21 protein-coding genes are annotated in these 20,953 nt (G+C 68.3%); 4 read left to right on the top strand and 17 right to left on the bottom strand.

Annotated features, from left to right (window positions below; translation table 11 throughout):
• Positions 1–317: 317 nt before the first annotated feature.
• The 3 genes from folP to rlmE all read right to left on the bottom strand — a co-directional run bounded on the left by folP (position 318) and on the right by rlmE (position 4,197).
• Positions 318–1,217 (bottom strand): dihydropteroate synthase, encoded by a 900-nt coding sequence (gene folP / locus ACJQWM_RS09370; RefSeq protein ID WP_332704199.1) that lies wholly within the window; start codon positions 1,215–1,217, stop codon positions 318–320.
• Between the two features lie 313 nt (positions 1,218–1,530).
• Positions 1,531–3,444, bottom strand: coding sequence for an ATP-dependent zinc metalloprotease FtsH (gene ftsH, locus ACJQWM_RS09375; RefSeq protein WP_332704197.1), 1,914 nt, complete (start codon positions 3,442–3,444; stop codon positions 1,531–1,533).
• A 99-nt stretch (positions 3,445–3,543) separates the two neighbouring features.
• Positions 3,544–4,197 carry a 23S rRNA (uridine(2552)-2'-O)-methyltransferase RlmE gene (rlmE, locus tag ACJQWM_RS09380; RefSeq protein ID WP_332704195.1) on the bottom strand — a complete coding sequence of 218 codons (654 nt, stop codon included), beginning with the start codon at positions 4,195–4,197 and terminating at the stop codon, positions 3,544–3,546.
• A gap of 74 nt (positions 4,198–4,271) precedes the next feature.
• On the opposite strand from rlmE, the gene yhbY reads away from it, so the two are divergent.
• Positions 4,272–4,574 carry a ribosome assembly RNA-binding protein YhbY gene (yhbY, locus tag ACJQWM_RS09385; RefSeq protein ID WP_332704193.1) on the top strand — a complete coding sequence of 101 codons (303 nt, stop codon included), beginning with the start codon at positions 4,272–4,274 and terminating at the stop codon, positions 4,572–4,574.
• A 112-nt stretch (positions 4,575–4,686) separates the two neighbouring features.
• Positions 4,687–5,055 (top strand): Mth938-like domain-containing protein, encoded by a 369-nt coding sequence (locus ACJQWM_RS09390; protein WP_332704191.1) that lies wholly within the window; start codon positions 4,687–4,689, stop codon positions 5,053–5,055.
• A 56-nt stretch (positions 5,056–5,111) separates the two neighbouring features.
• Here ACJQWM_RS09390 and ACJQWM_RS09395 read toward each other — a convergent pair whose 3' ends face one another.
• From ACJQWM_RS09395 to surE, 4 genes are all read right to left on the bottom strand, one after another.
• The gene (locus ACJQWM_RS09395) at positions 5,112–5,870 is read right to left on the bottom strand and encodes a peptidoglycan DD-metalloendopeptidase family protein (RefSeq protein ID WP_411306784.1); all 759 of its coding nucleotides are present in this window, start codon (positions 5,868–5,870) and stop codon (positions 5,112–5,114) included.
• Between the two features lie 79 nt (positions 5,871–5,949).
• Positions 5,950–6,609 (bottom strand): exopolysaccharide biosynthesis protein, encoded by a 660-nt coding sequence (locus tag ACJQWM_RS09400; protein ID WP_332704189.1) that lies wholly within the window; start codon positions 6,607–6,609, stop codon positions 5,950–5,952.
• Between the two features lie 5 nt (positions 6,610–6,614).
• Positions 6,615–7,307, bottom strand: a complete 693-nt coding sequence (locus ACJQWM_RS09405; RefSeq protein WP_332704187.1) for a protein-L-isoaspartate(D-aspartate) O-methyltransferase — start codon at positions 7,305–7,307, stop codon at positions 6,615–6,617.
• Entirely contained in the window at positions 7,304–8,113 is an 810-nt protein-coding gene (gene surE / locus ACJQWM_RS09410; protein WP_332704185.1) for a 5'/3'-nucleotidase SurE, read from the bottom strand. The genes ACJQWM_RS09405 and surE overlap by 4 nt, the downstream gene beginning before the upstream one ends.
• Before the next feature lie 249 nt (positions 8,114–8,362).
• Here surE and ACJQWM_RS09415 point away from each other — a divergent pair, with 249 nt between their 5' ends.
• A complete protein-coding gene (locus ACJQWM_RS09415; protein ID WP_332704183.1) occupies positions 8,363–8,926 on the top strand; it encodes a Smr/MutS family protein in 564 nt (187 codons plus the stop codon).
• 5 nt (positions 8,927–8,931) lie between these two features.
• On the opposite strand, the gene ACJQWM_RS09420 is transcribed toward ACJQWM_RS09415, so the two are convergent.
• The 8 genes from ACJQWM_RS09420 to pyrG form a co-directional block, all read right to left on the bottom strand.
• Positions 8,932–9,171: a hypothetical protein gene (locus tag ACJQWM_RS09420; protein WP_332704181.1), complete on the bottom strand. Its 240-nt coding sequence runs from the start codon at positions 9,169–9,171 to the stop codon at positions 8,932–8,934.
• Between the two features lie 162 nt (positions 9,172–9,333).
• On the bottom strand, positions 9,334–10,392 hold the full coding sequence (gene truD / locus ACJQWM_RS09425) for a tRNA pseudouridine(13) synthase TruD (RefSeq protein ID WP_332704179.1): 1,059 nt from the start codon (positions 10,390–10,392) through the stop codon (positions 9,334–9,336).
• On the bottom strand, positions 10,389–10,868 hold the full coding sequence (gene ispF, locus ACJQWM_RS09430; RefSeq protein ID WP_332704177.1) for a 2-C-methyl-D-erythritol 2,4-cyclodiphosphate synthase: 480 nt from the start codon (positions 10,866–10,868) through the stop codon (positions 10,389–10,391). Before ispF ends, truD begins: the two co-directional genes overlap by 4 nt.
• 111 nt (positions 10,869–10,979) lie before the next feature.
• Positions 10,980–11,687, bottom strand: coding sequence for a 2-C-methyl-D-erythritol 4-phosphate cytidylyltransferase (gene ispD, locus ACJQWM_RS09435; RefSeq protein ID WP_332704175.1), 708 nt, complete (start codon positions 11,685–11,687; stop codon positions 10,980–10,982).
• Positions 11,688–11,805: 118 nt separating this feature from the next.
• On the bottom strand, positions 11,806–12,120 hold the full coding sequence (ftsB, locus tag ACJQWM_RS09440) for a cell division protein FtsB (protein ID WP_332704173.1): 315 nt from the start codon (positions 12,118–12,120) through the stop codon (positions 11,806–11,808).
• Positions 12,121–12,135: 15 nt separating this feature from the next.
• Positions 12,136–13,452 (bottom strand): phosphopyruvate hydratase, encoded by a 1,317-nt coding sequence (eno, locus tag ACJQWM_RS09445; protein ID WP_332704171.1) that lies wholly within the window; start codon positions 13,450–13,452, stop codon positions 12,136–12,138.
• Positions 13,453–13,665: 213 nt separating this feature from the next.
• Positions 13,666–14,499, bottom strand: a complete 834-nt coding sequence (gene kdsA, locus ACJQWM_RS09450; RefSeq protein ID WP_332704169.1) for a 3-deoxy-8-phosphooctulonate synthase — start codon at positions 14,497–14,499, stop codon at positions 13,666–13,668.
• 121 nt (positions 14,500–14,620) lie between these two features.
• Positions 14,621–16,291 carry a CTP synthase gene (gene pyrG / locus ACJQWM_RS09455; protein ID WP_332704238.1) on the bottom strand — a complete coding sequence of 557 codons (1,671 nt, stop codon included), beginning with the start codon at positions 16,289–16,291 and terminating at the stop codon, positions 14,621–14,623.
• Between the two features lie 243 nt (positions 16,292–16,534).
• Between pyrG and parE the strand changes: the two genes are divergently transcribed.
• Positions 16,535–18,442, top strand: coding sequence for a DNA topoisomerase IV subunit B (parE, locus tag ACJQWM_RS09460; RefSeq protein WP_332704165.1), 1,908 nt, complete (start codon positions 16,535–16,537; stop codon positions 18,440–18,442).
• Positions 18,443–18,629: 187 nt separating this feature from the next.
• Here parE and hutG read toward each other — a convergent pair whose 3' ends face one another.
• Both hutG and gorA read right to left on the bottom strand, forming a co-directional pair.
• Complete coding sequence (gene hutG, locus ACJQWM_RS09465; RefSeq protein ID WP_332704163.1) at positions 18,630–19,409, bottom strand: N-formylglutamate deformylase; 780 nt, start codon at positions 19,407–19,409, stop codon at positions 18,630–18,632.
• A 146-nt stretch (positions 19,410–19,555) separates the two neighbouring features.
• Positions 19,556–20,902 (bottom strand): glutathione-disulfide reductase, encoded by a 1,347-nt coding sequence (gorA, locus tag ACJQWM_RS09470; protein ID WP_332704161.1) that lies wholly within the window; start codon positions 20,900–20,902, stop codon positions 19,556–19,558.
• Positions 20,903–20,953: the final 51 nt, after the last annotated feature.

Consider the following 20,953-nt stretch of genomic DNA (forward strand, 5'->3'; position numbering starts at 1 on the left):
GGCAAATCATCCCCCGGAAATCGGCGGCCGTGGTGGCCGTCCCCCGGGGCCCAGCTTACCGCGACTGGCAATCGGTTTTTTTTGCCGCAGTTGTGCACAGCCGCTGTGGACAAACATTCGGAACAACCTGTGGACAACTACCGCCGCAACCGGCCCCGCAAGGCCTGCAATCACCCTGGCCAAACTTTGGCCAGCCCCGAAGCGGCGCTGTCGTAGAGCGGAGCTCGCTCCGCTGCGCCCGCACGTCAACGAAACCTACGGCCGTCCGCGCAGCCGAGCAAGCTCGGCTCTACGGATCGAATGCCAACGGGCGCCGCTCAGTCTTCGTCGGGCCAACGGATGGTTGCGTTGGCGGTCCGGGCCTGCGGCATGCGTTGCGTGGCCACTGCCTGCCATACCTTCAAGGCGTCCGCGGTCGCGGCGACATCGTGCACGCGCAGCAGTCTTGCACCGCGTTGCGCGGCGATCAGGTGCGCCGCGACCGAGCCGTGCACACGCCGGTCCGGCTGCGCCTGCCCGGTCACCTCGCCGATCGTCTTCTTGCGTGACAGGCCGGCCAGCAACGGCACACCGAGTTCGGTGAAACGTTCCAGCTGCGCGAGCAACGCGAGGTTGTGGTCGCGGTTCTTGCCGAAACCGAAGCCCGGATCGACCACGATCTGCTGCTTGGCGATGCCCGCCATCTCGGCGGCGAAGATGCGCTCGGCCAGGAAGCGATGGACCTCGGCCACCACGTCCTCGTACTGCGGCGCATCCTGCATCGAGCGCGGCTCGCCGTGCATGTGCATCAGTATCACCGGCACACCCAGCGATGCGGCCATCGACAACGCACCATCGCGACGCAACGCGTACACGTCGTTGATCATCCCGGCACCGGCCGCGACGGCCGCGCGCATGACCTCGGGCTTGGAGGTATCGACGCTGATCGGCAGTGCGCATTCACGGGCCAGCCGCTCGATCACCGGGATCACCCGGCGCAGCTCTTCCTCGACGCCGACCTCGTCCGCTCCCGGGCGGGTCGACTCGCCGCCGACATCGAGCACGTCCGCGCCCTCCTGCGCCAGCTTCAGGCCATGCGCGACCGCGGCCTCGAGCGTGTCGTGCACGCCCCCATCGGAGAACGAATCGGGGGTGACGTTGACGATGCCCATGATCCGGGCACGATCGAGCGTCAGCGGGCGACCGCCGCAATCCAGGATGGGCGTGGTGTCGAACATGGCGGGACTCGGGACTCGGACGGGGACTCGGACGGGGACTCGGGACTCGGGACTCGGGACTCGGGACTCGGGACTCGGGACTCGGGAAAATCTACACCTTGTCATCCCGAACGCAGCGAGAGATCTGCTTTTGTTCTGCCGCGGCAAGCAAGGCAAAAGCAGATCTCTCGCTGCGCTCGGGATGACACTTTACTTTAGGCCGGGGTCGCCCCCCGCGGGTCGTGCTTACGCATCGCGTGCAGCGAAAACAAGAAACGGCGCCAGTTGCCCAGCGCCGCGTGCTTTGTCCCAAGTCCCGAGTCCCGACCCGAGCTCAGGTCTGCGCCGCAGGCCCGCCGATCGCGCCCGGGCGACCATCGTCCTTGGGCGGCTTGTCCGACTTGGACCAGTCCGCCGGTGGCCCGGGGGTGCGGCCGCCCATGATGTCGTCGATCTGCCTGGCGTCGATGGTCTCGTACAGCAGCAGGGTCTCGGCCATCACGTGCAGTTGGTCGAGGTGGTCCTTGAGGATCTTCGAGGTGCGCGCATAGGCCTTGTCGAGGATGCCGCGCACGACCTCGTCGATCCTGCGCGCGGTGTCGTCGGAGACACTCTTGTGCTGGGTCACCGACCGGCCGAGGAACACCTCGTCCTCGTCCTCGCTGTAGGCGATCGGGCCCATCTCGTCGCTCAGGCCCCACTTGGTGACCATGTTGCGCGCCATCTTGGTCGCGCGCTCGATGTCGTTGGAGGCACCGGTGGTGACCTTGTCGTTGCCGAAGATCAACTCCTCGGCGACCCGGCCGCCATACAGCGAGCACAGCTGCGACTCGATCGCGGTGCGGTTGAAGCTGTACTTGTCGCCCTCGGGCAGGTACATGGTCACACCCAGCGCGCGGCCGCGCGGAATGATGGTGACCTTGTAGACCGGGTCGTGCTCGGGCACCACGCGGCCGACGATGGCGTGGCCGGCCTCGTGGTAGGCGGTGAGCTTCTTCTCGTCCTCGCTCATCGCCATCGAGCGGCGTTCCGCGCCCATCAGGATCTTGTCGCGGGCGCGGTCGAAGTGCTCCATACGCACGTCCTTGCCGTCCTCGCGCGCGGCGAACAACGCCGCCTCGTTGACCAGGTTGGCCAGGTCCGCGCCGCTGAAGCCCGGCGTGCCGCGGGCGACCACCATCGGCTCGACGTCGTCGGCCAGCGGCACCTTGCGCATGTGCACGCGCAGGATCTGCTCGCGGCCCTTGACGTCGGGCAGCCCGACCACGACCTGGCGGTCGAAACGACCGGGGCGCAGCAACGCCGGGTCGAGCACGTCGGGGCGGTTGGTCGCGGCAATGACGATGACGCCTTCGCCGCCCTCGAACCCGTCCATCTCGACCAGCAACTGGTTCAGCGTCTGCTCGCGCTCGTCGTGGCCGCCACCGAGGCCGGCGCCGCGATGGCGGCCGACCGCGTCGATCTCGTCGATGAAGATGATGCATGGCGAGTGCTTCTTGGCCTGCTCGAACATGTCGCGCACGCGGCTGGCGCCGACGCCGACGAACATCTCCACGAAGTCCGAACCGGAAATCGAGAAGAACGGCACCTTGGCCTCGCCGGCGATGGCGCGCGCCAGCAGGGTCTTGCCGGTGCCGGGCGGGCCGACCATCAGCACGCCGCGCGGGATCTTGCCGCCGAGTTTCTGGAAGCGGCCCGGGTCGCGCAGGAACTCGACCAGTTCGCCGACTTCCTCCTTGGCCTCGTCGCAACCGGCCACGTCGGCCAGGGTGACCTTGACCTCGTTTTCGCCCTGCATCTTGGCGCGCGACTTGCCGAAGCTCATCGCGCCCTTGCTGCCGCCCTGCTGCATCTGCCGCATGAAATAGATCCACACGCCCAGGATCAGCACCCACGGCAGGATGTTGATCAGGATGTAGGCCAGCGATGGTCCGGTCTCGGGCTTCTTTCGGGTGATCTCCACGCCCTGGTTGACCAGCACGTTGACCAGCGAGTCGTCGGACGGCCCGTACACGGTGCCGATGCCGCCGTCCTTGCGCTCGAACCGCAGCGCATTGACCGACAGCCCGGTTTCCTCGGTGTATTCGACCGACTCGACCTGGCCGGCTTCGACCGCCTCGAGGAACTGCGAATAGGTGACGCTGGTCGGGGCCTGGCCCGCGGTGCGTGGACCGAACGCCTGGAACACCACCATCAGCACGACGGCGACGATCACCCAGAGCAGCAGATTCTTGGCCAAGTCATTCATTGAAAATATCCGTGGGCCCTGGGGCCGAAAACCGTTTGTCCGCGAAGGACGCAAAAACAGCAAAAAAACAACAACGCGAAAAACCGAAAACCGAAAAACCTAGAACTGCTTCATCGTCGCCCGCCGGCCCTGGGCCAGCGCGTAGACCTCCGGGGAGCGCTTGCGCGAGGCCGCCGGCTTGCGGATCGACACCTTCGCATAGCGACGGCGCAACTGCTTGACGTACTCGTCGAAACCCACGCCCTGGAACAGCTTGATCAGCAGGCTGCCGTCGACGCGCAGGTGCCGGTCGGCGAACTCCATCGCCAGCTCGGCCAGGTACAGCGCCCGCGGCATGTCCACCGCGTCCACACCGCTCTTATTGGGGGCCATGTCCGACAGTACAAGGTCCATCGGCTTGCCGCCGAGCGTCGCCTCCAGGGCCGATAGGACCGCATCCTCCCTGAAATCCCCATGAAGGAACTCCACGCCGGCCAGCGGCGGCATCTCCAGGATGTCCAGCGCGATCACGCGCCCGGGGTGGGCCTGGTCGAGCCCGCCGAGCTCCTGCCGCACCCACTGCGACCAGCCGCCCGGCGCAGCGCCCAGGTCGACCACCACCATGCCCGGCTTGAGCAGCCGGTCGCGCTCGACCAGTTCCTCCAACTTGTAGGCGGCACGCGAACGCAGGCCTTCGGCCTTCGCCTTCTTCACGAAGGGATCGGAAAAGTGTTCCTTGAGCCAGCGTTGGCTACTCTTGCTGCGCGTCGCCATGGGCGTGAGCGGGCCTGGATGGACGGTCGGCCATGATACCCTGCGCGCCTGTCCAGACTTGCTCGCCCGACCCGATGCCAACCTTGCTGAATGCCGCCCAGACCCGTTTCCTGCGCGGCCAGGCGCACGACCTGAACGCCATGCTGCAGGTCGGCGGCAAGGGCATCACCGATGCGCTGATCGCCGAGATCGACCTCGCGCTGGAGCAGCACGAGCTGATCAAGATCAAGGTCGCCGCGGCCGATCGCGAAGCCCGCCAGGCGATGATCGCCGAACTCGCCGAACGCACCGATGCGGCACTGGTGCAGCGGATCGGCCATACGGCAGTGCTGTACCGGCCCAGCCAGGACAAGCGGCAGATCGTGCTGCCGCGCTGAACGGGGGGAACGGAAAACGGTAAATAGTGAATGGTAAAGGCACCGGTTCCCGGTGACCTGCCGGTGTTCGCTTCTACCATTCGTTGTTCACGGTTCACCATTCATCGCCTACATGCAACTCACGCTTGAAAACCCTGAACATGAATACGTGCTGCGTGGCGCTGATGGCGAGGCTGCGCGAGTCAATGAGCGGCGGCTGACTGCCAGCTTCGTGTTGACGCCCACCACCCTGGTCGAGAGCTGGCCGGTGACCGATGCGCGGACGCTGGCAGCCGAGCAATTGCAGCCATTGCTGGACCTCGACCCCGAGGTGATCCTGCTCGGTACCGGCGCGCGCCAGGTGTTCCCGCCGGCTGCGGTGATGGCGGCCTGTCTGGGCCGCGGGATAGGCATCGAGATCATGACCAACGCCGCCGCGGCCCGCACGTTCAACGTGCTGGCCGGCGAGGAGCGGCGGGTGGTGGCCGGGTTCATCCTGTAGGGCGGGTCCTGGCCCGCCGCACGTCGCCGCGCCAGGAAGGCGGGTTGAAACCCGCCCTACTGCTTCGGCAGGTACCGCAACGGATCGACCGGCTTGCCGTTGTAGCGCACCTCGAAGTGCAGCATGTCGCGGGCGGCGCCGCTGCGGCCGAGTTCGGCGATCTGTTCGCCGGTCTTGACCACCTGGCCTTCGTTGACCAGCCGGTTGCGGTTGTGGCCGTAGGCCGACAGCCACTCCTCGCTGTGCTTGATGATGATCAGCTCGCCGTAGCCGACCAGGCCCGAGCCGGAATACACCACCACGCCGCCGGCCGCGGCGCTGACCGGAGCACCGCCGCTGCCGCCGATGTCGATGCCCTGCTTGGTCGGGTCGCCGGCGGTGAACCGGTTCAGCAACTGTCCGTCCGCCGGCCAGCGCCATGCGATTCCGCTGTCGGCCGGCGCCGCGGCCGAAACCGGCGGGCTTGACGGTTGGCGGCTGGCAGCAGGCGGTCTCGCCGATGGCGCGGCCGGCCGGGTGGCACCGGCGCTGCGCGAGCCGGAGCCCGGGTACAGGCGCAGGCGCTGGCCGGGATAGATCGTGTACGGCGGCGGGACGCCGTTCCACGCCGCCAGGTCGCGCGCCGCGATGCCGTTGTCGGTCGCGATGCGATACAGCGTGTCGCCGCGCTGCACCACGATGGTGGCACCGTGTCTGGCCGCCGACCGGCCTTCCCGGACCACGGTGCTGGAACAGGCTGCGAGCGCAAGCGCCACGCCAGCCGACATCAGGATGCGGGCGATGGTCTTGCCCGTCGGGGTCATCGTCTTGGTCATGCGCCTTGTTGTGTCCTCCAGATCAGCCGGGGCGACGTGGCCGACGCATCGATGGCGCCGGGCACCGGCGGTGAGCCGCTCAACTCGAGAGCCGCTGGAACAGCTCGTGCGCGGCGACACTGCCGCCGCCGATCAGGATACCGAAGTAGATGATCGTGCCGACGTTCGCCAGATGGCCCAGCAGCATCGCCCCGCCGTCCCGCTGGATCAGGCCCACAGCGTAGAACAGCAGCGCCAGTGCCGGCAGCGTGTTGCTGAACGGCACGAATCCGAACGGCGCCATCAGCAGCACGGCGGCCAGGATGAATGCCAGATTGTTGAGCAGGTCCTGCGCGCGTCCTTCGGCGAACAGGCGCAACCGATGCGGTCGGCTGATCTTCTCCAGGCGCCGTACCCAGACCATGCCGCCAGCCAGGCCGGGGCGCAGCTTGTCGGCCGGCAGCGCCTTGTGCCTGAGTCTCGCCGGGAGCCACAACGGCCGGCCGATCAGGCGACTGATGCCGACCAGCAGGATCGCCGCCCCGAACACCGTGCTGACGCCGGGGATCGACACCGGGATCAGGAACACCAGGGTCAGCAGCATGGTCAGCAGCAGCAGGCCCTCGCCGCCGAACACGTCGAGCAGTTCCCCCAGGGTTAGCTTGTCGCCGGGCAGGTCGCGGATGATCTTGGCGAGTTGCTCGCCCAGTGCAGCCGCCTGGGGATCGTGCGCGTCGCGTCGGTTGTCCGGCCCGGCCATGGCGCTCAGTCGATCAGGCCGGACAGCAACGGCACGAACACCACCGGCGCCAGCGACTCCTGGCTGATCCGGCCATCGGCGTCCTTGCGCAGCCGGAGCAGCGACTGCGACGAGGCCCCCCCGACCGGCGCGATCAGGATGCCGCCCGGCGCCAGTTGCGCGGTCAGCGCCTCGACCAGTGCCGGCGCCGCGGCGGTGACCAGGATCGCGTCGAACGGGCCGTTCTCGGGCCAGCCGATGCGGCCGTCGTCGTGCTTGCTGCGCACGTTCAGGCCGAGCTGGCGGAAGCGCTTGCGCGCGGTGCGCAGCAGCTCGCCGATGCGCTCGACGGTGTGCACTTCCAGCCCGAGCGCCGCCAGCACCGCGGCTTGGTAGCCCGAGCCGGTGCCGATCTCCAGCACCCGGCTCGGCGCCGCCTGGCCCGGCTGCGGCTCCAGCAGCGCCTGGGTCATCTTGGCCACCACCCAGGGTTGCGAGATGGTCTGGCCGTGGCCGATCGGCAGTGCGGTGTCCTCGTAGGCGCGCGTGGCCAGCGCCTCGTCGACGAACAGGTGCCGCGGGATGGTGCGGATCGCGTTGAGCACGCGCTCGTCGGTGATGTCGTTGCTGCGCAGGCGCTCGACCAGGCGGTCGCGCACGCGCTGGGAGGTCATTCCCGAGCCGATCGCTTCTGGCTGCAGCCGCAAGCGCACGCTCACTGGGAAGGCTCCGGCGTGGAGGCCTGCGACGCCGCCGGCTCCAGCGACGCCGCCAGGCCGCCGACCCAGCTGGCGACCTGTTCCAGCGCCTGGTAGCGGGTCAGGTCGACCAAGATCGGGCTGATCGAGATATGCCGGCCGCGGATCGCGTTGAAGTCGGTGCCCGGCCCGGCGTCCTGCTCGGGTCCGGCCGCGCCGATCCACCACCACTGGCGGCCACGCGGGTCGGTCTGCGGCACGCAGGCCTCGGCGCGGTGCCGGTTGCCCAGACGGGTGACCTCGAAGCCGGCGATCTCGTCCCACGGCAGGTCGGGCACGTTGACGTTGAGGATGGTGTCGGCCGGCAGGGGATCGGTCTTGAGCCGGGCGATGATCTGCACCGCGGCGCGCGCGGCGGTGTCGTAGTGCCGGCCGACGTGGTCGCTGGTGACCAGCGACATCGCGATCGCCGGCAAGCCGAGGAAGCGCCCTTCCATCGCCGCGGCGACGGTGCCCGAATAGATCACGTCGTCGCCGAGGTTGGCGGTGTTGTTGATGCCGGACACGACGATGTCCGGCTCGGCCTCCAGCATGCCGGTGATCGCCACGTGGACGCTGTCGGTCGGGGTGCCGAACACGCGCCAGGTCGTCGCGTCCTGCTGGACCACGCGGATCGGCATGTCGAGCGTGAGCGAATTGCTGGCGCCGGAGCGGTCGCGGTCGGGCGCGACCATCAACACCTCGTGGCCGGCGGCACGCAGCCCCTCGGCGAGGGCCTGGATGCCGGGGGCGTCGACACCGTCATCATTGCTTACCAGGACTCGCATGGACTCTCTTGCTGGAAGGACGCCTGCGCGGATGGCGCGGCGCAGTGGGGGCCATGATAGCTCACACGTTTTGTAGGCCGGGAATGGAAAGACGGAATGAGAAGCGGAAACGGGGAACGGTTGCTCGGCATGCCGGCGGACCTGCGAAGCCCCAAAAGCCGGTCATCCCGCGAAGGCGGGGATGACGGCAGAAAAAACGAAAGCGGGAAGGCACGTTCCGGCCCGATTTCCAGCTGCTAGTCTCGCCGCATGTCCCCCGACGACCACGACGACGATAACGACGCGGCGCTGTTTCGCGATGCGATCGGCCCGGTGCGCCGGCTGCCAGAGGCCACGCCGCCGCCGTCACCGCCGAAACCACGCCCGCGCGCGCGCATGGCCGAGCGCGACGAGCGCGAGGCGCGGGACGAATTTCGCCGCGGCCTGGAAGTGAGTCTGTTGGACGCCGGCGACGCGCTGAGCTATCGCCGTGATGCATTGCCGCCACGCACCTTCCAGCGGCTCAAGCGCGGCGAGATCGCGGTCCAGGACGAGCTCGACCTGCACGGCGCCGATGCGCGCGACGCCGAGTCACTGCTGCGCGGCTTCGTCGCCGACGCGCACTACCGCGGGTTGGGCTGCGTGCGCGTCATACACGGCAAGGGCCTGCACGGCGAGACGCTGTTCGGCAGTCGCGGCGCGCCGGTGCTGAAGAACCTGGCCGATCGCCTCCTGCGCCAGCGCGCGGACGTGCTGGCGTTCCATTCCGCGCCGCTGGCGCAAGGTGGCACCGGCGCGGTGCTGGTGTTGCTCGCGCCGCCGAAGCGGCGCTGAGCGGGTCAGTCGTCGACCTGCGCGACCGTCTGCCGGCTGCGCGGCAGGTTGACCCAGGTCACGTCGACGCCACGGCGCCGGGCGACCCGCTCGACCTTGTCCATGTAAGCGCGATCGGCATCGCTGAGCCAGGCGTCGCTGACCGGTGCCGGCGGCGTGTAGCTGGACCGCTCGTCCATGCTGGTGCAGGCCGCTAGGCCGAGGATCGGAAGCGCAAGAACCGCAATGCGTAGCTTGTCATTCATGACGGCATCTCCGGGGACCGGTGCTGCACTCGCACCGAAAACGCCCGGCCCATACCGGGCGTACTTCTTGCTTATACGCCGCCGACATGCCATGACCAGTGCCACGCGTCGGCTCCCGACGAACGGTCGTGAGGGCCCGGCCTGCAGCAAGCCGCCGGCCGGTCAGGCGCGTGCGGCGTCGCAGACCTCACCCAGCTCGGCCAGCACCGCGGTCGCATAGGTCCCGGCGGGCAGGGTGAAGGCAAGCTCCAGCGCGGCGGCGTCGAGCCAGCGCCAGGCCAGGTCGCCCGGTCGCAGCCGCAAGGATCGCCGCTCCTGGGCCAGCCCCGCCTTCTCCAGCCCGGCGCACAGCGATCCGGCGGTCTCCCCCGACAGCGCCAAGCGCTCCAGTTCGGCCACAGCCGCGCCGCTGCGCAGCTCGCCGCGGCCCCATAGCGGCCCGGTCGGATGGATGTCGAATCCCGCCAGCCGCTGCGCCAGCGTGTCGCTGAACGGTTCAGGGCCGAACACGCTGCGACTGCCCTCCAGCATCCAGACCTCGCCGTCCAGCGCCTGGTTCCAGTGACCGGCCGACACGCGCGCGGCGAGCACGCGGTTGAACAGTTCCGACCGCGCCGCCGACAGCAGCATGCCGCGTTGCTCGCGCCGCATGCGGCGACCGGCGAACATCGCCAGGGCGCCGGCGATGTTGGCGCCGTCGCGGCCGAAACGCTGCTGGCCAAAGTAGTTCGGCACGCCCTGCTCGGCCACCGCGCGCAACCGGGCCTCGATGGCGTCGCGCTCGCCGCGCACCTCACGCAACACGAGCACGAAGCGGTTGCCGAGCAACGCGCCGCGCGGCAGCTTTTTCGCATGCCAGGTGCTGTGCAGCACCCGCAGGCGCTCGTCGGGCGAGGTCTCCTCCTGCAGCGTCGCCAGGTCCGGCGCGATGCGTCTTGGCAGGTGCACGCTGAAACGCTGGCGGGTGACCGCATGGCGGTCCTTGAGGCCGGCGTAGCCGATCGCGACCTCGCCGATCCCGGCCCATTGCGCGATCCGACTGGCGGCGAAGGCGGTGTTGATGCCGCGCTTTTCTATCGTCAGCAGCAGGTGCTCGCCGCTGCCACTGGCCTCGAAGGCCGGCAGCTCCTCGACCAGGAAGTCCTCCGGCGTGGTGCGGATGAGCGCGGCGAGCACCGGTCCGCCGGCGGCACGCGGCAGCGTCGGGGCCGCTGGGCTCATGCGCGGACCAGCAGGCAGACCGCCATCGCCGCGATGCCCTCGCCGCGGCCGGTGAAGCCGAGGCGCTCGCTGGTGGTCGCCTTGATGCTGAGCGCATCGAGCGCCACGCCCAGATCGCTTGCCAGCACTTCGCGCATCGCCGGCGCATGCGGTGCGACCTTGGGCCGCTCGCAGACCACGGTGATGTCGGCATTGCCGACGCGCCAGCCACGTTCGGAAACCAGCCCCGTGCAGTGGCGCAGGAACGCACGGCTGTCGGCGCCCTGCCAGCGCGCATCGCCAGGCGGGAAGTGCTGGCCGATGTCACCCAGCGCCAGCGCACCGAGCATGGCATCGCATAACGCGTGGATGACCACGTCGCCGTCGGAGTGCGCCACGATGCCGCGCGAATGCGGCACCCGCACACCGCCGAGCATGAGGTGGTCGCCGTCGCCGAACGCATGCACGTCGAAGCCCTGGCCGATGCGGATGTTCATGTATCGAGTTCCATAGTCACTTCCAGCTTGCGATCCATTGTAGGAGCGGCTTCAGCCTCGATCGGACACCTGGGCGCTCGTGCCGGTTCTGGTTCGCGGCTGAAGCCGCTCCTACAGGTGCTGCCGGGCATTCGACAGCAGGTATTCGGCGAGGGCGAGGTCGCTCGTTGTCGTCACCTTGAGGTTGTCCTCGCGGCCCTCCACCAGCCGTGGCCGCGCGCCGGCGCGTTCCATCGCCATCGCCTCGTCGGTCACCGCGACACCCGCCGCATGCGCCTGCTGCAATGCCAGGGTCAGCGCGCCACGGCGGAAAGCCTGCGGCGTCAATGCACGCCACAGGCCGGCGCGGGGCTCGGTGGCGGCGATGCGACCGCCGTCGTCGGCGCGCTTCAGCGTGTCGCGCACCGGTGCGGCCAGGATGGCACCGTGCCGGTCGGCCTCGGCCGCGACAATCAGCCGGCCCAGGTCGTCGTCATGCAGGTTCGGCCGCGCCGCGTCGTGGACCAGCACCAATCCGTCCGGAGCCGACTCCGCCGGCAATGCCTGCAGCGCCGCCAGCACCGAATCGGCGCGCTCGCCGCCGCCGATGCAACGCAGCACCGGCTTCTGGTGCCATGAGGTCCAGCCCGGCCAATGCGCATCCTCGGCGGCCAGCGCGACCACCACGCCGGCCACGCGCGGATGCGCGAGCAGCGCGTCCAGCGCATGCGCGATCAACGGCCGCCCCGCCACGTCCAGGTACTGCTTGGGCACGGTGCCACCGAAGCGGGTGCCGCGGCCCGCGGCGGGGATCACCGCCCATATCTCCGGATGGCTCATTTGCGGCGACCCCTGCACCGCCACGCATGCGTCCGCACCACCATGTCGGAAGGGATCGCAGCGGCCTGTGGGAGCACGCCGGGGAGATCGGTGGTCGGCCGAAGCATGCGGATCCTGCTCAGTCCTCGGCCGGGAGCGAAGCTGCCGCCGGCTCGGGTTCGACCACGCGATAAAACGTCTCGCCCGGCCGGATCATGCCCAGCTCGCTGCGCGCACGCTCCTCGACCGCGGCCTCGCCCGACTTGAGGTCCTCGACCTCCGCGGCCAGCGCGTCGTTGCGCTGCTGCAGGCCCTGGTTGTCGCGGGTCTGCTGTTGGACCTGCTGCTCGAGCACGGCGACCGAACGGCGGCCGCCCTCGCCAACCCACAGCCGGTATTGCAGGCCGACGAACAGCACCAGCAACAGCATCGTGAGCAGTCGCAGCCAGCGCATGTCCGTCCCCGGGGCCTAACGCTTCAGCGACACGAACGCGTCGCGGCCGGCGTACCGGGCCGGAGTGCCCGGATTCTGAAGGGCAATTTGCTCCTCGATGCGCAGCAACTGGTTGTACTTGGCCACCCGGTCGCTGCGGCACAACGAGCCGGTCTTGATCTGGGTGGCGCTGGTCGCGACCGCGATGTCGGCGATCGTGGTGTCCTCGGTCTCCCCGGAGCGGTGCGAGACCACCGCGGCGTAGCCGGCGGCATCGGCCATCGCGATCGCCTCCAGGGTCTCGGTCAGGGTGCCGATCTGGTTGACCTTGATCAGGATCGCGTTGGCGACCTGCCGCTCGATGCCCTCCCTGAAAATGCGCGGGTTGGTCACGAACAGGTCGTCACCGACCAGCTGCACCTTGCGGCCGAGCACGTCGGTGAGCTGCTTCCAGCCTTCCCAGTCGCCCTCGTCCATGCCGTCCTCGATCGTGATGATCGGGTACTGCGTGCACCAGCTCGCGAGGAAGTCGACGAACTGGTCGCTGGTCAGCCGCTTGCCCTCGCCGGTGAGGTGGTACTTGCCGTTGTCGAAGAACTCGCTGGAAGCGACATCCAGGCCCAGCAGGATGTCCTCGCCGGCCTTGTAGCCGGCCTTGCCGATCGCCTCCAGGATGGTTTCCAGCGCCTCTTCATTGCTGCGCAGGTCCGGCGCGAATCCGCCCTCGTCGCCAACCGCGGTGCTCAGGCCGTGGCCCTTGAGCACCGACTTGAGCGCGTGGAACACCTCGGTGCCGGCGCGCAGGCTTTCGGCGAAGCTGTCGAAGCCGACCGGCAGCACCATGAACTCCTGCAGGTCGACGTTGTTGTCGGCATGCGCGCCGCCGTTGATGATGTTCATCATCGGCACCGGCAGGACCGGGGCGCGGCCGCCACCGATACCGCTGCCGGCCAGGTGCTGCCACAGCGGCAGCTTGTTGGACATGGCCACCGCATGGGCGTTGGCCATCGACACGCCCAGCAGCGCGTTCGCGCCGAGCCGGCCCTTGTTCTCGGTGCCGTCCAGGTCGATCAGGCGGCGGTCCAGGCTGGCCTGGTCGGTGGCATCGAGCCCGGCGAGCGCCTTGGCGATCGCGCCGTTGACGTTGTCGACCGCGTTGCGCACGCCCTTGCCGAGGTAGCGGGTGCGGTCGCCGTCGCGCAACTCGACCGCCTCCTTGGTGCCGGTGGACGCACCCGAGGGCACCATCGCACGGCCGAAGCTGCCGTCGCTGAGGGTCACTTCGGCTTCCAGCGTGGGATTGCCGCGGCTGTCGAGTATCTCGCGGGCGTGGACTTTGGCGATCGTAGTCATCGGTGGGTTCGTCTTGCCTCGGGGCAGGGGAATGGTGGTGGTGCGTAAAAAGCCTTGACGCGGATCAGAGCAGAAAAAGGCGGATCAGGGCGAAAAGCTTCAATGCAAAAGAGCAAACGGCACTGGGTTCCCGCTTTCGCGGGAATGACGCCGACCGGATGACGCTCTGTCGATTCTCTACCGCTCTTATCCGTGCTTATCCGCGTCGAAGCTCTATGCTCCTGATTCGAGGAAACCATTTCGCTTGGTGACCTCGTCCAGCGCCATCAGGGTTTCCAGCAGCGCGCGCATCTTTGGCAGCGGCCAGGCGTTGGGGCCGTCGCTGAGTGCCTTGTCCGGGTCGGGATGGGTCTCCATGAACAGGCCGGCAATGCCGACCGCCACCGCCGCGCGCGACAGCACCGGCACGAACTCGCGTTGGCCACCGCTCTTGCCGCCAGCGCCGCCGGGCAGCTGCACCGAATGGGTCGCGTCGAACACCACCGGGCAACCGGTGTCGCGCATCACGCTCAGCGAGCGCATGTCGCTGACCAGATTGTTGTAGCCGAAGCTGGCGCCGCGCTCGCAGGCCATGATCTGCCCGTTGCCGGTGGCGCGGGCCTTGTCGGTGACGTGCTTCATCTCCCATGGCGACAGGAACTGGCCTTTCTTGATGTTGACCGGCTTGCCGGCGCCGGCGACCTTCTGGATGAAATCGGTCTGCCGGCACAGGAATGCCGGGGTCTGCAACACGTCGACCACCGAGGTCACTTCGTCCAGCGGGGTGTATTCGTGCACGTCGGTCAGCACCGGCACGCCGAGCTGGCGCTTGACCTCGCCCAGCACCTTCAACCCTTCCTCCAGGCCCGGCCCGCGAAAGCTGGTGCCCGAGGTGCGGTTGGCCTTGTCGAAGCTGGATTTGAAGATGAAGGGGATGCCGAGCGCGCCGGTGATCTCCTTGAGCTGGCCGGCGACGTCGAGCTGCAGTTGCATCGATTCGATCACGCACGGCCCGGCGATCAGGAAGAACGGCTTGTAGAGGCCGATGTCGAAACCGCAGAGTTTCATGTGCGCACCTTCAAAAGCGGTAAATCTTTGACACGGATCAGAGCTAAAAAGAGCGGATCAAACAGAGACAAGACTTTTATGGCTCTATCCGTGTCCATCCGCGTAGATCCGTGTCCCGCGTTCATGCCTTGGCTTCCTTCAACAACCCACCCATCTGCCCTTCGTTCGCCTTGTACTCGCGCGCGGCGCGGATGAAACCGACGAACAGCGGGTGGCCATCGCGCGGGGTCGAAAGGAACTCCGGATGCGCCTGGCAGGCCAGGAACCACGGGTGCTTCTCGCGTGGCAGCTCGATCATTTCCACCAGCAGGTCGTCCATCGAACGCGCCGAGATCACCAGTCCGGCCTCCTCGAGCTGGGCGCGGTAACGGTTGTTGAACTCGTAGCGGTGGCGGTGGCGCTCGGCGGCGACGTCCTTGCCGTACAGCTCGTGCGCGAGCGTGCCCGGCTTGATCCGTGCGTCCTGCAGGCCCAGGCGCATGGTGCCGCCAAGGTCGCTGTCCTCGCTGCGGCGCTCGATGTCGCCCGAGGCGTTACGCCACTCGGTGACCAGGCCGATCACCGGGTGCGGGCTGGCCTTATCGTTCTCGGTGCTGTTGGCGCCCTCCAGCCCGACCACGTGGCGCGCGTAGTCGACCACCGCAGCCTGCAGGCCGTAGCAGATTCCGAAATAAGGAATGCCGTTCTCGCGCGCATGCCGCGCGGTCAGCACCTTGCCATCGAAGCCGCGGTCGCCGAACCCGCCAGGCACCAGGATGCCGTCGACCCCGGCCAGTGCCGCGCCGCCGTCGCGCTCGACGTCGCTGGATTCCAGCCACCTCAGGTTGACCCGGGTGCGCTGGCGCAGGCCGCCGTGCTTGAGCGCCTCGGCCACCGACTTGTAGGCGTCCTGGTGGTCGACGTACTTGCCGACCACGCCGATGGTGACCTCGTCGACCGGGTGGATGCTGGCGTCGAGCACCGCGTTCCATTCGCCCAGGTCGGCCGGGCCGGCCTGGATGCGCAGGCGGTCCAGAACGATGTCGTCCAATCCCTGCTCGTGGAAGAACGTGGGCAGCTTGTAGATGTTGTCCAGGTCGATCGCGGAGATGACCGCGCGCTCGGACACGTTGGTGAACAGCGCGATCTTGCGGCGGTCGCTGTCGGGCAGCGGCTGCTCGGAGCGGCACAGCAGGATGTCGGGCTGGATGCCGATGGAGCGCAGCTCCTTGACCGAGTGCTGGGTCGGCTTGGTCTTGAGCTCGCCGGCGGCGGCAATCCACGGCACCAGGGTCAGGTGCATGAACAGCGCGTTCTCCGGCCCGCGCTCGCTGCGGATCTGGCGGATCGCCTCCAGGAACGGCAGCGACTCGATGTCGCCGACGGTGCCGCCGATCTCGACCAAACCGATGTCGAAGCCGTCGGTGGCTTCCATGATCGCGCGCTTGATCTCGTCGGTGACGTGGGGGATCACCTGCACGGTGCCGCCGAGGTAATCGCCGCGGCGCTCCTTGCGGATCACGTTGTCGTAGATGCGGCCGGTGGTGACCGAGTTCTTGCGGCTCAGCCGGGTGCGGACGTAACGCTCGTAATGGCCCAGGTCCAGGTCGGTCTCGGCGCCATCGTCGGTGACGTACACCTCGCCGTGCTGGAACGGGCTCATCGTGCCCGGATCGACGTTGATGTAGGGGTCGAGCTTCATCATCGTCACGCGCAGGCCGCGCGCTTCGAGGATGGCCGCGAGCGAGGACGCCGCAATGCCCTTGCCGAGCGAGGACACCACGCCGCCGGTGACGAAGACGAGTGGAGTGATGGAACGGGCGGGTGTCATGAGTTGCTACCGCTGGAAAGCCGTAGTTTAGCGGCTGGCCGGCCGCGCCGCGACCGCTTGACGCGGCCGGCGAACCGGGGGCGGGGGTGACGCCGGGGTCGCGGGCGGCGCGGCGCGTTCAGGCCGCGCCGGCGGCATGCACTGCGATGGCAGCTTGACCGCCCCCGGGCCCGTCGCCATCCTCGCCGCTCCGCTTGCCGTGCCGGGCCTTTTGCAAACCTGCCGATGAACAACCGCTACAACGCCGCCGATATCGAAGTGCTGTCCGGGCTGGACCCGGTCAAACGCCGCCCCGGCATGTACACCGACACCACCCGCCCCAACCACCTGGCGCAGGAGGTGATCGACAACGCGGTCGATGAGGCGCTGGCCGGGCACGCGCGCGGCATCGAGGTCACCCTGCACGCCGACGGCAGCTGCGAGGTGTCCGACGACGGCCGCGGCATGCCGGTCGACATCCATCCCGATGAGGGCATCCCTGGAGTCGAGCTGATCCTGACCCGGCTGCACGCAGGCGGCAAGTTCAACAACAAAAATTACACCTTCTCCGGCGGCCTGCACGGGGTCGGCGTCAGCGTGGTCAACGCGCTGTCGACCCGGGTCGAGCTTTTCATCAAGCGCGACGGCAACGAGTACCGGATGGAGTTCCGCAACGGCGATCGGGTATCCGAACTGGACATCGTCGGCAGCGTCGGCAAAAAGAACACCGGCACCCGGCTGCGGTTCTGGCCGGACCCGGGCTACTTCGACACGGCCAAGTTCAACCTGCGCTCGCTCAAGCACCTGCTGCGGGCCAAGGCGGTGCTGAGCCCCGGGCTGACGGTGAAGCTGCTCGATGTCGCCAGCGGCGATAGCCATCAGTGGTACTACGAGGACGGCCTGCGCGACTACCTGCTCGGCGAGTTGCAGGGGTGCGAGCTGCTGCCGCCGGAGCTGTTCGTCGGCCGGCGCGAGCTCAACACCGAGACCGTCGACTGGGCGGTGGCCTGGGTGCCCGACGGTGAACTGGTGCAGGAGAGCTACGTCAACCTGATCCCTACCGCGCAGCACGGCACCCACGTCAATGGCCTGCGCACCGGCTTCACCGATGCCTTGCGGGAGTTCTGCGACTTCCGCAGCCTGCTGCCGCGCGGGGTCAAGCTGGCGCCGGAGGATGTATGGGACCGGGTCGCCTTCGTGCTCAGCATCAAGATGACCGACCCGCAGTTCAGCGGCCAGACCAAGGAGCGCCTGAGCTCGCGCCAGGCCGCGGGCTTCGTCGAGGGCGCCGCTCACGACGCGTTCTCGCTGTGGCTCAACCAGCACACCGAGCTGGGCGAGCGCATCGCGCAGCTCGCCATCGAGCGCGCATCTGCGCGGCTGAAGACCGAGAAGCAGATCACCCGCAAGAAGATCACCCAAGGCCCCGCCCTGCCCGGCAAGCTCGCCGACTGCACCAGCCAGGACCTGTCGCGCACCGAACTGTTCCTGGTCGAGGGCGACTCGGCCGGCGGCAGCGCGCGGCAGGCGCGCGACAAGGATTTCCAGGCGATCCTGCCGTTGCGCGGCAAGATCCTGAACACCTGGGAGGTCGCCTCCGGCAGCGTCTTGGCATCGCAGGAAGTGCACGACCTCGCGGTGGCGATCGGCTGCGATCCCGGCAAGGACGACATCAGCGGGCTGCGCTACGGCAAGGTGATCATTCTGGCCGACGCCGATTCGGACGGGCTGCATATCGCCACCCTGCTGACCGCGCTGTTCCTCAAGCACTTCCCGGCGCTGGTCGCGGCCGGCAACATCTTCGTGGCGATGCCGCCGCTGTTCCGCGTCGACGTCGGCAAGCAGGTGCTGTACGCGCTGGACGAGGAGGAAAAGCGCATCCTGCTGGAGAAGATCGAGCGCGAGAAGGCCGAGCGCAAGAAAGGCTCGAGCGGCGCGGTCAACGTCACCCGCTTCAAGGGCCTGGGCGAGATGAACCCGTCACAGCTGCGCGAATCGACCATTCACCCGGATACGCGCCGGTTGGTGCAGCTGACCGTCGATGACGAGGACCAGACCCGCTCGCTGATGGACATGCTGCTGGGCAAGAAGCGCGCCGGCGACCGCAAGGCGTGGCTCGAAAACAAGGGCGACCTGGCGACGCTGGAGGTTTAGCACGAGTCTCGACCCGCCATCGCGTCGTGCTCCCGCGGCGGGTTGAAACCCGCCCTACGTTCTGTAGGAGCGGCTTCAGCCGCGAACACCAATCGGTCACCGACGGTCGAGCCCGGCCGTCGGACCCGCTTTGCGACATTCGGCATTTCCCGCGACCTGTCCGAAAAGCTCGCGGCTGAAGCCGCTCCTACAGGAGCGTGGCGGCCAGCAGCTCGCGCAGCATGATCTGCAGCCGCGCGGCTTTCGCCTGGTCGTACTCGAACGTCGCCTCGTCCATGTAGGTCCGCTGGCTGATCTCCAGCTGCACCGCGTCGATGCCCCGTTCGGGCTGGCCGTAGTGGCGCGTGATGTAGCCGCCCTTGAAGCGGCCGTTGGCGACCCAGTCGTAGGCGGACTGCGCGCCCAGTACCGCTTCAAGCCGGGCCTGCAACGCGGCACCGCAACTGCTGCCAGCGGCGGTGCCGAGATTGAGGTCCGGCAGGCGTCCCTCGAACAGGAACGCCAGTTCGCTACCTTTGATCGAGTGGCCTTCCCACAACACCGCGCGGCCATGCTGCGCGTGCAGGCGATCGAGCTCGTTGCGCAGTGCCTGGTGGTACGGCCGCCAGTATTGCGCCACGCGCCGGTCGATCTCATCGGCCGGCGGCGCCTGCCCGTCGCGGTACACCGGCTCGCCACAGAACTGCCGCGCCGGGCACAACCCGGTGGTGTTCTGCCCCGGGTACAGCGAGGTGTCGTCGGGCGGCCGGTTGAGGTCGACGACGTAGCGCGAATAGCGCGGCACCAGGATGGAGGCGCCCAGCTCGCGCGCGAATGCGTACAGCCGGGCCACGTGCCAGTCGGTATCGGGCGCGGCGCGCGCCGAATCGGCCATGCGCGTAGCGATCGCATCGGGAATCAAGCTGCCGTCGTGCGGCAGGCTGACTAACAGCGGCGCGGTGCCGCGGTGCAGCGTGCAGATGTCCATGCGGCGATTGTCGCACCCGCGGCCCTGGCTCCCACCGCGACCGCCGCCGGTTGTAGGAGCGGCTTCAGCCGCGATCCGGAACCGGCGCAGGCCACACATGTATCCGATCGCGGCTGAAGCCGCTCCTACAGTGAAGGTGCATGCCTCTAGCGCATCAACACCAGTTCCTCGGCGCTGGTCGGATGGATCGCCACCGTGTTGCGTAGATCGCGCAAGGTAACGCCGAGCTTCAGCGCCACCGCGAAACCCTGCAGGATCTCGTCGGCCGCGTCGCCCAGCAGGTGGATGCCGACCACGCGGCGCTGCGCACCAACGCACACCAGCTTGAACAGGCTGCGCTGCTCGGACTCGGCCAACGCATGCAGCATCGGCCGGAAGCCGCTGCGGTAGACGTGGACGTCATCGCCATGGCGCTCGCGTGCCTCGTCCTCGGTCAGCCCGATCCGGCCAATCGGCGGATGCGAGAACACCACCGTCGGAATGTCGCGTGGGTCCAGTCGCTCATCGATGCCGCCGTACAGCCGGTCCATCAGCCGCCGCGCCGCCGCGATCGCCACCGGGGTCAGCGGCAGGTCAGTGCTGACATCGCCGACTGCGAAGACGCCCTCGACGTTGGTCGCGTGGCCATCATCGATCTGGATGCGGCCGTGCCCGTCGGTCGCCACACCGGCCGCCTCCAGCCCCAGGCGCGCGGTGTTGGCGCGCCGGCCGGTGGCGAACAGCAGCGCATCGAAACGCCCGCTGGCCTGGCCCTGCGCGTCGCGCACGCACACACCCCCGTCGTCCGGCTCGACCGCCGCGATCGCGCGGCCAAAGTGCAGGTGCACGCCGGCCTGGCGGTAATCCTCGGCCAATTGCTCGGTGAGCTCGTGATCGAAGCTCTCCATCAGCCGCGGCCCGCGCACGAAAAGCTCCACCCGGCTGCCGAGCGCCTGCAGCACGCCGGCCAGTTCCACCGCGACATAGCCGCCGCCGACCAGCGCCAGCCGACGCGGCGGCGCGGTCCACTGGAAGAAGTCATCCGACACGCCGCCCAGCTCGGCGCCGGGAATGCCCGGCTTGACCGGATGGCCGCCGGTGGCGATCAGGATGCGCGCTGCGCTCAACCGCGTGCCGTCCTCGCATGCGACCGTGCACGGATCCAGCAACTTCGCACGCAACGGCAACAGCGCGATGCCGGCTGCGTCCAGGCGCCTGCGGTAACTGCCGTGAATGCTGCTGATGTAGCGCTGCCGGTGTGCAATGAAGGTCGGCCAGTCCAACGCGCAGTGATCGGTGGAGAAGCCAAGCGAGCCGGCCATGGTCAGCTTGCGCGCGACCTCCGCCGCCAGCCACATCGCCTTTTTCGGCACGCAGCCGGCATTGACGCAGGTGCCGCCGAGCGCCGCCGGCTCCAGCAACACCACGCGCGCGCCGTGCGCCGCCGCGCGGAACGCGCCGGCCAGCCCGCCGGAGCCGCCGCCGATCACGATGAGGTCGAAGTCCTGGCTCATTTCCTGTTTTCCGTTTCCTGTTTTCCGTTTTCCGTTTTCTGTTTTCAAAAC

It is taken from the genome of Novilysobacter longmucuonensis, from assembly GCF_046600735.1.
In the GTDB taxonomy this organism is placed as follows: domain Bacteria; phylum Pseudomonadota; class Gammaproteobacteria; order Xanthomonadales; family Xanthomonadaceae; genus Novilysobacter_A; species Novilysobacter_A longmucuonensis.